This window comes from Psychromonas marina (genome assembly GCF_030161115.1).
GTDB lineage: Bacteria > Pseudomonadota > Gammaproteobacteria > Enterobacterales > Psychromonadaceae > Psychromonas > Psychromonas marina.
The window spans coordinates 197,253-212,979 of record NZ_BSPQ01000004.1; the positions used below are offsets into that span (position 1 = coordinate 197,253).

At 40.1% G+C, this 15,727-nt stretch carries 11 protein-coding genes; 6 read left to right on the forward strand and 5 right to left on the reverse strand.

The window, feature by feature from the left end:
- Nucleotides 1-72 precede the first annotated feature (72 nt).
- From glnG to glnA, 5 genes are all read right to left on the reverse strand, one after another.
- Nucleotides 73-1,476, reverse strand: a complete 1,404-nt coding sequence (gene glnG / locus QQK09_RS08420) for a nitrogen regulation protein NR(I) (RefSeq protein ID WP_284203681.1) — start codon at nt 1,474-1,476, stop codon at nt 73-75.
- A gap of 12 nt (nt 1,477-1,488) precedes the next feature.
- The gene (glnL, locus tag QQK09_RS08425; RefSeq protein ID WP_284203682.1) at nt 1,489-2,559 is read right to left on the reverse strand and encodes a nitrogen regulation protein NR(II); all 1,071 of its coding nucleotides are present in this window, start codon (nt 2,557-2,559) and stop codon (nt 1,489-1,491) included.
- A gap of 11 nt (nt 2,560-2,570) precedes the next feature.
- A complete protein-coding gene (locus tag QQK09_RS08430; RefSeq protein WP_284203683.1) occupies nt 2,571-3,137 on the reverse strand; it encodes a DUF4124 domain-containing protein in 567 nt (188 codons plus the stop codon).
- Between the two features lie 254 nt (nt 3,138-3,391).
- Nucleotides 3,392-5,563, reverse strand: coding sequence for a glutamine synthetase III family protein (locus QQK09_RS08435; RefSeq protein ID WP_284203684.1), 2,172 nt, complete (start codon nt 5,561-5,563; stop codon nt 3,392-3,394).
- Nucleotides 5,564-5,827: 264 nt separating this feature from the next.
- Complete coding sequence (gene glnA / locus QQK09_RS08440) at nt 5,828-7,246, reverse strand: glutamate--ammonia ligase (protein WP_284203685.1); 1,419 nt, start codon at nt 7,244-7,246, stop codon at nt 5,828-5,830.
- A gap of 437 nt (nt 7,247-7,683) precedes the next feature.
- Here glnA and typA point away from each other — a divergent pair, with 437 nt between their 5' ends.
- The 6 genes from typA to pyrE all read left to right on the forward strand — a co-directional run bounded on the left by typA (nt 7,684) and on the right by pyrE (nt 15,687).
- A complete protein-coding gene (typA, locus tag QQK09_RS08445) occupies nt 7,684-9,507 on the forward strand; it encodes a translational GTPase TypA (protein WP_284203686.1) in 1,824 nt (607 codons plus the stop codon).
- A 422-nt stretch (nt 9,508-9,929) separates the two neighbouring features.
- The gene (locus tag QQK09_RS08450) at nt 9,930-10,787 is read left to right on the forward strand and encodes a virulence factor BrkB family protein (RefSeq protein WP_284203687.1); all 858 of its coding nucleotides are present in this window, start codon (nt 9,930-9,932) and stop codon (nt 10,785-10,787) included.
- Nucleotides 10,787-11,224 carry a D-aminoacyl-tRNA deacylase gene (gene dtd / locus QQK09_RS08455; RefSeq protein WP_284203688.1) on the forward strand — a complete coding sequence of 146 codons (438 nt, stop codon included), beginning with the start codon at nt 10,787-10,789 and terminating at the stop codon, nt 11,222-11,224. The genes QQK09_RS08450 and dtd overlap by 1 nt, the downstream gene beginning before the upstream one ends.
- A 105-nt stretch (nt 11,225-11,329) precedes the next feature.
- Nucleotides 11,330-14,143, forward strand: a complete 2,814-nt coding sequence (locus QQK09_RS08460) for an insulinase family protein (protein WP_284203689.1) — start codon at nt 11,330-11,332, stop codon at nt 14,141-14,143.
- Between the two features lie 180 nt (nt 14,144-14,323).
- Complete coding sequence (gene rph, locus QQK09_RS08465; protein ID WP_284203690.1) at nt 14,324-15,043, forward strand: ribonuclease PH; 720 nt, start codon at nt 14,324-14,326, stop codon at nt 15,041-15,043.
- Between the two features lie 2 nt (nt 15,044-15,045).
- Complete coding sequence (pyrE, locus tag QQK09_RS08470) at nt 15,046-15,687, forward strand: orotate phosphoribosyltransferase (protein WP_284203691.1); 642 nt, start codon at nt 15,046-15,048, stop codon at nt 15,685-15,687.
- The last annotated feature ends 40 nt before the right edge of the window (nt 15,688-15,727 follow it).

Genomic DNA, 15,727 nt, shown 5'->3' on the forward strand with positions numbered 1-15,727 from the left:
TTAGTTAGTAAAAAGCCATTAATTTAATCGAAAATTAATGGCTTTGTGTTTTATCTTTTAGCTCATTAATCGTTAACCTAGGCCAAACTCTTTTAATTTACGGGTTAACGTATTTCTTCCCCAGCCTAATAACTTGGCTGCTTCCTGTTTTTTACCGTCGGTAAATTGTAAGGCAGTTTTAAGCATTATTTTTTCAAATTCAGGCAGTGCTTCACTGAGAATATCTTGCTCGCCTTGCTTTAGCGCTGTTAATGTCCACTGCTGTAAATTCTTCTGCCAGAGTGGTGTTTCACTGTCGTTACTTTGTGTTTCTTGAGCGCCAAGTTCTGGTGGAAGATCATTGATATGTACCTCTTGACCACTTGCCATCACAGTCAACCAGCGACAGATGTTTTCTAGTTGACGAACGTTACCGGGCCAAGGCAGCATGCTTAGGTACTCTTTGGTCTCTTCTGTGAGCATTTTGCTTTCAACATTTAACTCGGCAGCAATGTTATGCAAGAAATGTTGTGCTAATAAGCTGATATCTTCTCGGCGTTCTTTCAATGCGGGTATTTGCAGGCGAATCACATTTAATCGATGAAATAGATCTTCTCGAAAATCTCCTGATTCTACTTTTTGTTCTAGGTTTTGGTGGGTTGCTGCGATGATACGCACATCAACCTTAATACCTTGGTGACCACCCACACGATAGAATTGACCATCTGCTAAAACACGTAATAAACGTGTTTGAACATCAAGTGGCATATCACCAATTTCATCTAGAAATAGCGTACCGCCATCAGCTTGCTCAAAACGCCCTTGACGGTTAGCGGCCGCACCAGTGAATGAACCTTTTTCATGACCAAATAACTCTGCTTCAATCAATTCGCGTGGGATCGCCGCCATATTAAGTGCGATAAAGGTATTGTCTTTACGCGGGCTATGTTTATGCAGTGCTTGAGCAACTAACTCTTTACCGGTACCAGATTGACCATTGATCAGTACGCTCATACTAGATCGAGATAAGCGACCAATAACACGAAACACTTCTTGCATCGCTGGGGCTTCACCAATAATTTCAGGTGTAGCAACAAGCTGACTCACTGGCTTTTTTGCTTGTTTAAGCTCTAAACTGTGGTTGATAGCGCGTTGGATGAGCGCCGTTGCTTCATGAATATCAAAGGGTTTAGGCAGATACTCAAAGGCGCCACTTTGATAGGCATTAACGGCACTGTCTAAGTCGCTGTGTGCCGTCATGATGATAATCGGAATCGTTGGAAAACGTTGGTGTATTTTTTCCATCAACGCTAAGCCATCGATACCGGGCATACGCACATCAGAAATTATTACCTCCGGCTGTTCAATTTGTAATTGCTGCCATAGGCACTCACCATCAGGGAAACTAGCATGGTTGATATTGTTGCTTTTTAGGGTGCGCTCTAATACCCAACGAATAGCATGATCATCATCGACGATCCAAGCGGTAGTAGTCATTTTTGATCCTAATTATAATTTCATGGGGAGATAGATAGAGAATTCAGTGTGCCCAACGGTGCTGTGGCATTCAATGCGTCCATGGTGCTGCTTAATAAGCTCCTGGGCGATAGACAAACCTAATCCAGTACCATCACTTTTACCTGTAACCATCGGGTAGAAAAGAGTATCTTTAAGATGTTTTGGAATACCTGAACCATTGTCGATAACTTTAATTTCAACGGCTAATTTTTGTGGTACGCCATTGATAGTCACTTGATGTGCTGTGCGTGTACGTAGCGTTATTTCAGAGCCTTGTTTCACATCGGGGATCAGTGCTTGTACCGCATTTTGGACGATATTTAAAAATGCCTGTAATAGTTGGTCAGACTGCATCTCAAAATCAGGAATACTTGGGTCATAATCAAGTTTAATATTGATAAAATCAGGTAGGTCTAGGCAAACTAATTGACGCACTTTTTCCAAAACGGAATGGATATTATCCATTTTCCGTTCACCCATTTTCTGGGGGCCTAATAAACGGTTTACTAATGCACTTAATCGGTCAGCTTGTTCAATAATAATTTGCGTGAACTCTTTCAGTTCAGGGGAAGGCAGTTCACTTTCTAAAAGTTGTGCGGCACCACGTAATCCACCTAAGGGATTTTTTATCTCATGGGCAAGACCACGCACTAAATCTTGGGCTGCTTTTTGTTGATGTTCTTGATAATGTACTTGGCTTAATTTACGTTGTTGCTCAATACAGCGCATCTCAATGATGACATAAGCACAGCCTTCAAAAGAAAGGTGTGTTGCACTTAAGTTAATCACGAGTGGTTGAGCATCAACCAGTAGTGTGACCTCATTTTCATTAAACGCCCCTTTGTCTTTAAATACTTGCTCGATAGTAACAGGACTAAAATGATAGTGAGTAGCTAGTTGTTGTAAGCTTTGTTGAGAAAGACGCTGACAGCTTTGTGAAAGCAGTAACTCACTGGCGGGGTTTGCATAACTGAGTTTCAGCGATTCATCAATAATCACAAAGGCGGTATTTGCCTCTTCGATAATGGCCAGAGGAAAGCCATGGGGTAATTTTGTGAGCATTTTTCCTACTATTATTTTATAACTGCACGCACTTGCGATTTAATTGATGCGCGTTGCAAATGCACAGTAACGACCTGTGTTTTTGCTAATACTGTTCCATCTTCATCTAATAGTTCAACCTGCACTTGGTGCGTTCCGCGATCAATATTCTGAGCTCGGATGGCGGGTGATATTTGTGGAGAGCCAAGTTTTTTACCATCTAAATAGAGTTGTAATGTGTGTGCATTCTCTTTTTCAGGTTGTATTGCAACATGAATATTGATGGTGCCTTCATTACTGCGTAACGGCGCATCATTCTCTGGTGAGGTGATTGTCGCTTGGTAATTTATTATCTCTTGCTCATCTTCACTATCGATAGAAAGTTGGTTAGCTATAGCGTCATTTTGATCATTTCCAGGTCCATTGACCGGCACTAAATTGATCTCTTTTACATCTAGTTCTTCTGTACCCGGTATCGCAGTATCAGAAAAATGTACCTTTCCATTTTCATCAACCCAATGGTAAATTTTCATCTCAGCAGTTGCCAGTGATGAAAAAAGGTAAAGCAACGTAGACACAAATAATAGAGATAATTTCATAGTGTTAAACCTTAAGCTAAATAGATTTAAGTGTGAGCCATGAACTTGGTTTAGGCAATAAAAGAATCATTATGTAAACGAAGCTGTGCTAAAAATGTTAATCCTTAGCCAATATCAATAATTAATCATTAATATAATGATTAATTTTTTTTTATCTCTATGAATACTAGCGAGTTGCTAATACTCATAGAGATAAAAAACATCAAACTAGCAAGCCGCGGAGAATGTCCACTTCTTGCTAGCTTTAGTCGCTATTATTTAATAAATAACATTTCTGAGTACTTAGGTAGCGGCCATAATTCATCTGCTACTAATAACTCAAGCGCATCAGCGTGAGCACGGACTTCAGTCATTAGCGGGCAAAGAACATCTGCACTATGACGCATATGTGCTTCCGCATCAGCGAAATCATGTTTAACCACTTCAGCTTCAAGTTTAGTAACTGTTACTAATAAACCATTTGCATGTTCAACGATCTCTTTAGTTACCGTCGGGTTTAAATCAAGACCTAAACCAGATAGTGATGAAGATGCGTGCGTTAGCTCTGATAAGTAAGAGATAGCGGCAGGATAAATTTTAGTTTTAGCGATATCACTTGTTAATTTTGCTTCAACTTCAATTGCTAGGTTGTATTGTTCAGCGTAAACCTCGTAGCGACTTTCTAATTCCACTGGAGATAAAACGCCGGTGCTTTCAAATAACTTAACAATATCAGCAGACATTAAATGCGGTAGTGCATCAGCTGTTGTAGGAATATTTAATAAGCCACGCTCTTCAACAGCGGCTTTATGCCACTCTTCAGAATATCCGTCACCACCAAAGATAGCATTACCATGTAATTCAACTAGCTCTTTTAATACAGTGATAACAGCTGCTGTTTGATCTTGAGTTGTTAGTGCAGCTTCTAATTTTTCAGCGATCCAGTTTAATGAATCAGCAAGCATTGTGTTCATTGCTACTAATGGGCCAGAAACTGATTGCTCAGAACCAACAGCACGGAACTCAAAACGGTTACCCGTAAATGCAAACGGAGAAGTACGGTTACGATCGCCTGGATCACGGTCAAAATTAAGGATTTGAGAAAGACCAAGGTCCATCTCGCCGCCGTCAGTACAACCTGTAAGTTTACCCGTTTTGATCTCTTCAAATACTTTTTCTAATTGGTCACCTAAGTAAACAGAAAGAATTGCAGGTGGCGCTTCATTAGCACCTAAACGATGGTCATTACCAGCAGAAGCGATAACCGCACGTAATAAAGGACCGTATTTATGTACACCACGGATAACCGCGCCACAGAATAATAGGAACTGTAAGTTCTCGTGTGGTGTTTTACCTGGGTCTAGTAAGTTACCTTGTGTGCTGTTACCAACAGACCAGTTAACGTGTTTACCTGAACCGTTTACGCCAGCAAATGGTTTTTCATGTAACAAACATAAGAAGCCGTGTTCTTTAGCTGTTTTCTTCATGATCGTCATAAGAAGTTGTTGCTGATCGGCACCAACGTTCGCTGCGCCGTAATAAGGTGCAATTTCGAATTGACCAGGTGCTACTTCGTTATGATGCGTTTTAGCTGGAATGCCTAATTTGTATAATTGGTCTTCAAAGTCTTGCATGAATACTTGAACGCGCGGTGGGATTGCACCAAAGTAGTGATCATCAAACTGTTGGCCTTTAGCAGGTGCTGCACCAAAAAGGGTACGACCAGCTAATAACAGATCAGGACGCGCATTTGCGAAGTTCTCATCGACTAAGAAGTACTCTTGCTCTGGACCACAGCTTGAATTCAAGTCTGCAATGTCAGTCTCACCCATTAATGATAATACTTTTTGTGCAGCTTCATTCATTGCTGAGTTAGAGCGTAGTAATGGAATTTTTTTATCTAGTGCTTCACCAGTCCAAGACATGAATACACTTGGAATCATTAATGTTGCGCCGTTAGCAGTGTGTTGAATGTACACTGGGCTTGTTGGATCCCATGCGGTATAACCACGCGCTGCGTTAGTCATACGTAAGCTACCATTAGGGAAAGATGAACCATCTGGTTCGCCTTTAATTAATAGGCTGCCTGTGAATTCGTTTATCGCATTACCGTCAGAGTTAGTCAGGATGAATGCATCATGTTTTTCAGCTGTGATGTTAGTCATCGGGTAAAAAACGTGAGAGAAGAATTTTGCGCCTTTTGATAAAGCCCAATCTTTCATCGCTGCTGCCACAATATCTGCAGTAGAGTTATCTAGTGCTACGCCTGTTTGAACCGTCTTTTTAATCGCTTTAAAAGCATTTTTAGATAGCGCGTCTTCCATTTTTTGCAAATTGAAAACATCATTTGCCCAAATTTGACTTAGCGGTTTAGTCTGAGCGACCTCTTTTGGTGCACGGTTAGTAATTTGTTCAATTGCTTGAAGGCGGACTTGATTTCCACTCATGTTAAGGCTCCTTGCTTGCTGCGTATAGTATTGTGGTTAGCGGCTTAGTAATTGTTAAGTGCTAATGAAATAATTCAATATGATTAAGCAAGATGGGTGCCAAAATGTAAAGTGTGGTTAGGGATACCTGAATTTAGCCTCTTTCAGGTGTGGAAAGTCGTTATTTTATTGCTTACACGAAGTGTCATAATATTAAAAAATAGGCAATAAAAAGGGCCGCATAGAGCGACCCTTTAGAGATTAAACCGGTATTAACAGCTTAGATTATACGCTGTAGTAAAGGTCAAACTCTTTTGGATGTGTTGCTTGAGATACTGCTTCACACTCTTTCGTTTTAAGTTCGATGTATGCATCAATTGATTCATTTGAGAATACGCCGCCTTCAGTAAGGAAGCCACGGTCTTCATCAAGTGCAGCAAGTGCTTCTTCAAAAGAAACAGCAACTTGCGGGATAGCATCCGCTTCTTCTTTAGGTAGGTCGTAAAGATCTTTATCTAGAGACTCGCCTGGATCAATCTTGTTTTTGATACCGTCAAGGCCAGCCATTAACATCGCAGCGAAACCTAAGTAAGGGTTCATTGTTGGGTCAGGGAAACGTACTTCGATACGCGCTGCACGTGCAGTTGGTACGATTGGAATACGGATAGAAGCAGAACGGTTACCAGCAGAGTATGCAAGCATTACAGGTGCTTCAAAGCCAGGGATAAGACGCTTGTACGAGTTAGTTGAAGCATTAGTAAATGCATTCAGTGCTTTAGCGTGTTTGATGATACCGCCAATGTAGTAAAGCGCCATTTGTGATAGGCCGCCGTACTGATCACCAGAGAATAGGTTAACGCCATCTTTACCTAGAGATTGGTGACAGTGGTTACCAGAACCATTATCGCCTACAAGTGGTTTAGGCATGAACGTTGCAGTTTGGCCGTATGCGTGCGCTACATTATGTACAACATACTTGTAGATTTGGATCTCATCTGCTTTTTCAACCATCGTGTTGAAACGACATGCGATCTCATTTTGACCAGCTGTTGCTACTTCGTGATGATGTGCTTCAACTACAAGGCCCATCTCTTCCATGATTAAACACATAGCAGAACGGATGTTTTGCGCTGAATCAACAGGTGCTACTGGGAAGTAACCGCCTTTGATACCAGGGCGATGACCAGTATTACCGTCTTCGTATGAAGTACCTGAATTCCAAGCTGCTTCTTTAGCATCAATTGAGTAGAAAGAACCTGCAATACCGTTACCGTATTTAACGTCGTCAAATAGGAAGAACTCTGGTTCTGGACCAAATAAAACCGTATCAGCAAGGCCTGTAGAGCGCATGTATGCTTCAGCACGTTTCGCAACAGAGCGTGGGTCACGGTCGTAACCTAACATTGTTTTTGGCTCTAATACGTCACAACGTAGGTTTAGCGTTACGTCATCTGTAAATGGGTCAAGTACTGCAGTAGAAGCAACTGGCATAAGTACCATGTCTGAATCTTGAATGCCTTTCCAACCAGCGATCGAAGAGCCATCGAACATTTTACCTTCTTCGAAGAAGTCCTCATTTAGTTGATGATGCGGTACAGATACATGTTGCTCTTTACCATGTGTATCAGTGAAACGTAAATCAACGAATTTAACATCCTGTTCTTCGATAAGAGCAAGAACGTCTTGTGCAGTTTGTACAGACATATTTGGAACCTCTAAGTAGTATTTAAATGAAGGTGCGATGAAAAATTGGTAACTTCAATATTGCCAAATTATTTATTTAATCAACACCAACAAAACATTGCCTAATAATTTCATGTTTTGGAGGAGGAGTAAAATGAAATAATCTGCACCATGTTGGTGCTTTGTGCGTTATATTGGTGCTTTGCTCATGTTATGTGCATAAACAATATAGCGAGTAGGGTGAAAGTACGATGAAAAGCGATTATTACAGGGAATATGTTAATTGTGACGTACTTAAAACTTTCTATTTTTGAAATTATGGTTACAATGTGCGCACTTTGGATAATTGGCTATACACTTAGTTAGATTATCCGTTTATACCAATTAGATGAACTATACAGTTGCTGTTAAGTTTATCTAATTGGTATTTTTTCAATTGTTACTTTTTGAGGCGCATCATGTCGTTAGATAAATTAAGAAATATAGCTATCATTGCTCACGTTGACCACGGTAAAACTACCCTTGTTGATAAACTTTTAGAGCAATCTGGCACTTTAGATTCACGCGGCGGCAACGAAGAGCGTGTAATGGACTCTAACGATTTAGAGAAAGAGCGTGGTATTACCATTCTTGCTAAAAACACTGCGATCGAGTGGAATGATTACCACATCAATATCGTAGATACTCCTGGACATGCTGACTTCGGTGGTGAAGTTGAGCGTATCATGTCTATGGTAGACAGTGTTTGTTTAATCGTTGATGCAGTAGATGGCCCTATGCCACAAACTCGCTTCGTAACACAAAAAGCATTCGCACACGGCCTTAAGCCAATTGTTGTTATCAACAAAGTTGACAAGCCTGGTTCACGTCCTGAATGGGTAATGGATCAAGTATTTGATCTGTTTGACAACTTAGGCGCGACTGATGAACAGTTAGACTTTAAAGTTGTTTACGCTTCTGCACTAAATGGTTGGGCTAACGCTGAATCAGAAGAACCAACTGAAAACATGGAATCTTTATTCCAAGCGATCGTTGATGGTGTTGCTCCACCTGACGCGGACCGTGACGGTGATTTCCAAATGCAAATTTCTCAACTTGATTACAACTCATACGTAGGTGTTATCGGTGTTGGTCGTGTTACTCGTGGTAGCGTTAAAGTTAACCAACAAGTAACTATTGTTGGTGCTGACGGTAAAGAACGTAAAGGTAAAGTTGGCCAAGTATTAGGTTACTTAGGTCTTGAACGCCATGACGTTGAACTTGCGCAAGCAGGCGATATCATTGCAGTAAGTGGTTTAGGTGAGCTTAAAATTTCTGACACAATTTGTGCACAGAACAATGTTGAAGCTATGTCGCCATTAACAGTTGATGAACCAACTGTAACAATGACGTTCCAAGTAAATAACTCTCCATTCTGTGGTCAAGAAGGTAAATTCGTTACTTCACGTAACATCCTTGATCGTCTAAACAAAGAGTTAGTACATAACGTTGCACTTAAAGTAGAAGAAACTGCCGATCCAGATAAATTTAAAGTATCTGGTCGTGGTGAATTACACTTAGGTATCTTAATCGAAAACATGCGTCGTGAAGGTTTCGAGCTAGCAGTATCTCGTCCTGAAGTTATCGAACGTATGATTGATGGTGCATTACACGAGCCAATGGAAACATTGACTGTTGACTGTGAAGATCAACATCAAGGTTCAATCATGGAACAGTTAGGCATCCGTAAAGCGGAACTAACTAACATGACACCAGATGGTAAAGGTCGTATCCGTTTAGACTTTATGATCCCAAGTCGTGGCTTAATCGGTTTCCAAACTGAATTCATGACAATCACTTCTGGTTCTGGTCTTCTATACCATAGCTTCGATCACTACGGCCCACATAAAGGCGGTACAATTGGTCAGCGTCAAAATGGTGTATTAGTATCTAACGGTACAGGTAAAGCGGTTACTTACTCTTTATTCTTCCTACAGGATCGTGGTCGCCTATTCTTAGGTCATGCTGCACCAGTATACGAAGGTCAAATCATTGGTATTCATAACCGTGCTAACGATTTAACAGTTAACTGTTTACGTGGTAAGCAACTTACTAACGTTCGTTCTTCAGGTACAGATGAAGCACAAACACTTTCACCTGCAATTATCTTGACTCTTGAGCAAGCGCTTGAGTTCATCGATGTAGATGAGTTAGTAGAAGTTACACCAGAAAGCATTCGTATCCGTAAGAAACTTCTTACTGAAAACGAACGTAAACGTGCAGCTCGTCCTGCTAAAGGTTAATTGCCTTAGTTAGCGATTAGCTCGCGAATAAAAACCCTTATTTGGTGAAAACTGAATAAGGGTTTTTTTATGGGTGTAATAAAAGTAACTACAATATGTAGTTTTACTATTAAAAAACCAGTGCTTATACCAATGGAATTTAATAGGTGATCAGAGTTTGCGTAGGAAAAATTATTACTAATAAGGCGTGAGTTGCATCCTTTCGAGAGATTAACTGCGTTAATCCTCTATCGGAGAATTAAATTAAAGACTTTAACTCTTTAATAGTTGTTCTCACTTCAAAACTCACAACGCAGTTAGGGATAATTTTAACCAGCAAGAATGATCACTTTATTAATTCCTTTGGTATTAACTGAATGCTGATTTTTTTTACGTTATGATACAGATATTGAAACAGGGAATTAAAGGGTAGGGATTTAGCCATGAATAAACAGTTGATTATCGACAGTAGTAAAGTGGGGTGGCAGTATTTATTATTTTTGTGGAACCGTTGTCAGCAAGATAATATTAAAGTGCCCGCTGGGCATTTAGCGTATGTAACGCTGCTTTCGATCGTGCCATTTCTGGCGGTTATTTTTTACATGCTATCGGCATTTCCGATGTTTTCTGAGCTCAACCAGATAATGGAAGATCTTATCTATAATAACTTCGTGCCAACTTCGGGTGATGCGATTAAAGATCATGTTGGTGGCTTTATTGAAAACACCAAAAAGATGAGCATGATGGGTATTGCATCGCTAATTGTTATTGCGCTGCTGCTTATCTCAACCATTGATCAAACTATCAATCGCATCTGGCGCTGCACTAATAAGCGTTCTATCGTGCAAGCATTTACCATCTATTGGACCATTTTAAGCTTAGGTCCGATTATTTTAGGCAGTAGTATTGCCCTGAGTTCATACCTATTTTCAATTGTACAAGATCAAGGGTTCCTGTCTGTTGGTCAGCAACTTCTAAGCTTTATGCCCTTTATGATTGCTTGGCTCGCTTTTTCTGGTGTTTATACCTTGGTGCCACATCAGCGTGTCAGTTTTCGTTATTCATGTATTGGTGGCTTAGTCGCTTCTCTGTTACTTAATGTAGGGACTGAGCTATTTACTTTATACATTACTAATTTCCCATCACAACAGCTTATCTATGGTGCATTAGCTGTTATCCCGATCTTATTTGTATGGATCTACTTTAACTGGTTAATCGTACTCTTTGGTGCAGAGGTCACAGCGACCTTAGAAGAGTATTCCACTACGCATCAGCAACTTAAACAACAAAAGGAAGCTTAATGATCGCATTAATTCAACGCGTTACCAATGCGAGCGTACAGGTAGAAGGCAACATTGTCGGACAGATAAAACATGGCTTATTAGTGTTACTAGCTGTTGAAAAGGGCGATCATGATAAAGGAGCTAAACGCCTTGCTGAAAAAGTATTAGCTTACCGAATCTTTGCTGATGAAAACGATAAAATGAACCTTAATGTTCAGCAGGCTGGCGGCGAGTTGTTAGTGATATCTCAGTTCACTTTGGCTGCAGACACTAAAAAAGGTAATCGCCCCGGTTTTTCTAATGGTGCGGAGCCAAGTGAAGCGAATCGTCTGTATGAACTTTTTAATCAGCATAGCCGAGATAAGGGCGCGCATGTTGAGAATGGAATTTTCGCCGCGAATATGCAGGTCAGTTCAACCAATGATGGACCCACCACTTTCTGGTTGCAGGTTTAAACTTTTTTAAGGGTTGAGTGTCTATGTTGCGCACTTCCCCTATTTATTTAATGAGAGTCACCCATGTTACGATCACTTTTAGTTACTTTATGTGTAGGAATACTTATGTCCCCTTTAGCCAGTGCGGTTGAATCATCTCCTTTTGAAATTAGTGATACGCCTATTAGACAAAGTCCTAATGATAACCGCGATTACCAACTGATCACGTTAAGTAATGAATTACAGGTATTATTAGTTTCAGATCCAGACTTAGAAAACAGTGCGGTCTCTCTTTCTGTACCTGTCGGTAGTATGCATAATCCTGATAGTCAGTTAGGCCTTGCCCATTATCTAGAGCACATGTTATTTCTGGGGTCGGAGCGTTACCCAACGATCAACGAATACAGTAAGTTTATGACTCAAAATGGTGGTTATACCAATGCTTATACCTCTCAAGAGAGTACCGTTTATGGATTCGAAGTTAACGATAGCGCCTTTGATGAAGCGTTAGATCGTTTAGGTGATGTGATGCGTGCGCCGCTGCTCGATGAAAAATATGCTGATAAAGAGCGTCATACGGTTAATGCAGAACATAAGACCTATTATGATAACGATATGCGTAAACTATATGCATTACAGCGCTATACACTGAATCCCAGTTATCCAATGGCAAGGTTCAGTACCGGTGATTTAACCACCTTAGTCGATAAAGAGGGCAGTAAATTACAGGATGAATTAATCCATTTCTTCGATCAACATTATTCTGCTAATACGATGAAAGTGGCGTTGACTAGCCCACGCCCTATCAAAGATTTAGAGCAAGTTGCTAGTCAATATCTGACTCAAATTCCTAATAAAAAGGTGAGCAAGGCAATTATTTTGGAGCCAATGCTCACTGAGAAAGAGCTAGCGATTAAAGTTGAGATGAAACCCACTGCAGATATTAAATTACTGCAGGTGAACTTTTTAGTACCTAGTGTGAAAGATGAATATATGTATCAGCCTGGTGCTTATATCAGCCGCCTGTTAGGTTCAGATCATAAAGGTGGATTATCAGACTCCTTAATTCAAGCTGGGTTAGTTGACTCTGTGATGGCTGGATTTTATGCCCCACATAGTGACCTCTACTCACGCTTTTCTTTACAATTTAAGCTCACCAATAAAGGCCTTGAGTCACAACAGAAAATAATGGCAACACTATTCGCTTTTATTGACCTGATTAAACAACAAGGTGTCAATGAAACACAGTTTAATGAGCAGAAAACTAACCTTGATAGGCGCTTTGAGTTTTTAACTAAACAATCGGGGTTTAATTACGTGATGGGGCTGTCTGCAAATATGCAGCTTTACCCAATTAAAGATATTATCTATTTTCCTTACCGTTTGGATGGATTTAATGAAAAGTTTATCGAGCAGCTATTAACCTTCCTTACTCCAGAAAATAGTCGTCTATTCTTACTTTCACCTGATGCGAAAGGTGGTACTGCCATCGATTATTATAAAGGTGAGTATGCAGTTGATACAATTACAGATAAACAGCAGCGCCAATGGTTAACTGACGCCACAACAATTAAATTGCAATTACCACCAAGTAATAGCTGGTTGCCAGAAGATCTGTCCATTGTTAAAGCGGAGCATAGCGGCGAAGCATCACAACTGATCAATAATAAAGGACACTCGGTGTGGTTTGCACAAAGCGCTCAACTCGAAGAGCCAAAAGGCAGCTTAAAATTACAGCTTAATAGCGATCTAATTGATCAAAGTGCAACTAATAGAGTCAATATGAATCTATTATTGGCGATGCTGAAAAAGCAGTTCTCTGAGCTTAACTTTGTCACCCAGGAAGCGGGATTAAATTTCTCTGTATCACAGTCCAACGGGTTGTTAATTAGTACATCCGGTTATAGTGATAAGCAGGATAAGTTGTTATTGCAGGTGTTAACACATGTTCAGAATGCAACTTTTAGCGAGCAATCGCTGCGATTAGCAAAGCAAGAGTTACAGCGTCGTTTAAATAATAAACCTAAAATCAAAGCGCTAGATCTTGCATTTGATGGTTTCAGACAAGTTGTGCGCCAACCTGCATGGTCAGATAAAACGTTATTAGCTGAAATTGATTCGTTAACAGTGAAAGATATTGAATCATTTAGAGATAAAATATTTAGTCAATCAACACTGCGTTTATTGGCGTTAGGTAATTTTAATGAATCACAAGTATTAGCACTCGATAAAAAGATTACTAATGCGGTTACAGCGCAACCAAAAGCGTTTTATAACATCAAGCGCTTACACCCCGATAGTAAACAGGGTACATTAAACTATGCCTTACCATCACAAATGCAGGATGATGCATTGGTGATGATTCACTTGAGTAACCAGAAAGGGGATCATGCACTAGCGACGTCAGAGTTATTAAATAAGTTGTTGCAACCTGCTTTCTATGATCAAATTCGTACCCAAGAACAGCTATCCTATTCACCTTTTAGTGCCTCATTTAATGTAGATGATTACGTCGCGTTTGGTTTGTTTACACAAAGCTCTGCTGCGAGTAATGCCGAACTTTATCAACGCTTTAAGCAGTTCTTAACTGATTTTAAGCCTAAGCTTACTGCAACTACTGAGGATAAATTTGCGCAGTTAAAGGCTGCGCATATTGCCAATTACACGGCAAAACCGACCTCGCTGAATGCTGAATTTAGTTACCTTAGTAATGAATGGTTAATGTTCAAAGAGCAGATTAATAGTAAGCCTGATTATATTAAGGCATTAGATGCGGTAACGCTCAAAGATGTGCAAGCATTCTATGCAGACCTGTTAGCCAACGATAAGAATAAGCAGTTAATTTTAGTGCAGGTGCAAGGGCAAAAATTTATTGAATCGCCCTTACTGACGCTAGATAAGCAGATTACTATCACCGATATTGACCAGCTACAAAAATAGGCTTTGAATAGATTTAGCGCTGTTATGTGCGGCGCTAGACCTATTTATAACTAACATTCGAAGGTTGCCTATCAAGCATCGCAATCGCTACAAATAGTGATGATTAATTTTTATTAACTTCAATTAATTACCCGTATTCTTGCTATAATTGCCTCTCACTTTTTAGAAGGCTTTTTAACTATGCGTCCAAGTAACCGTACTCCTGAGCAAAACCGCGAAATCAAAATTACACGTAACTTTACAGCTTATGCTGAAGGTTCAGTATTAATTGAAGTGGGTAATACAAAAGTACTGTGTAATGCTTCTGTATCAGGCTCTGTACCACGCTTTTTAAAAGGTAAGGGCAAAGGTTGGGTAACGGCTGAATATTCAATGTTACCGCGTGCGACGCATTCACGTAACATGCGTGAAGCTGCGAAAGGCAAACAAAGTGGGCGAACACTAGAAATTCAACGCTTAATCGCACGTTCATTGCGTGCTGCGGTTGACTTAGAAGCGTTTGGTGAGAATATGATCACTGTTGATTGTGATGTTATTCAAGCTGATGGTGGTACACGTACCGCTTCTATTACCGGCGCTTGTATTGCACTTGCGGATGCATTGAACTGGATGGTTGCTGAAGGTAAAATTAAAAAAAATCCACTGAAGCAGATGATTGCAGCTGTTTCAGTTGGCATTTACAAAGGAACACCTGTTTGTGATTTAGACTACGATGAAGATTCAAATGCTGAAACAGATATGAATGTAGTAATGACAGAAAATGGTGGCATGATTGAGATTCAAGGTACTGCTGAAGAGGGCGCATTTAGCCATGAAGAGCTATTAGCAATGTTAAGTCTTGCTAAAGGTGGTATCGAAAAATTAGTAATTGAACAGAAAAAAGCATTAAACGCGGAGTAAAAATGAAAGATTATCAAAAAGAATTTATTGAGTTTGCTATTGAAAAGCAAGTATTAAAGTTTGGTGAGTTTACCCTGAAATCAGGTCGAGTAAGCCCTTATTTTTTTAATGCGGGATTATTTAATACTGGCCGTGACTTGGCACGTTTAGGGCGTTTTTACGCTGCTGCGTTGCAAGACTCTGGTATTGAATACGATCTACTTTTTGGTCCTGCTTACAAAGGCATTCCAATCGCGACAACAACGGCGGTTGCACTATCAAATGACTACGATTTAGATTTACCATATTGTTTTAATCGTAAAGAAGCAAAAACACATGGTGAAGGCGGAAGTTTAGTTGGTTCTGAGTTAACCGGGAAAGTGATGTTAGTTGATGATGTTATCACTGCGGGGACAGCGATTCGTGAATCGATGGATATCATTAACGCACATAAAGCAGAACTTGCGGGTGTGTTAATTGCGCTTGATCGCCAAGAAAAAGGTAAAGCTGAGCTTTCTGCTATTCAAGAGGTTGAACGTGATTACGATGCTAAAGTTATCTCAATCGTCCAGCTTGCTGATGTAGTGACTTATCTAGAAACACTACCAGAGATGCAACAGCACCTTGAGTCAGTGCAAGCATACCGCGATCAATACGGTATCTAAAAGATAGTTACTAGTAATTAGTTATTAGTAAAACAAAAAG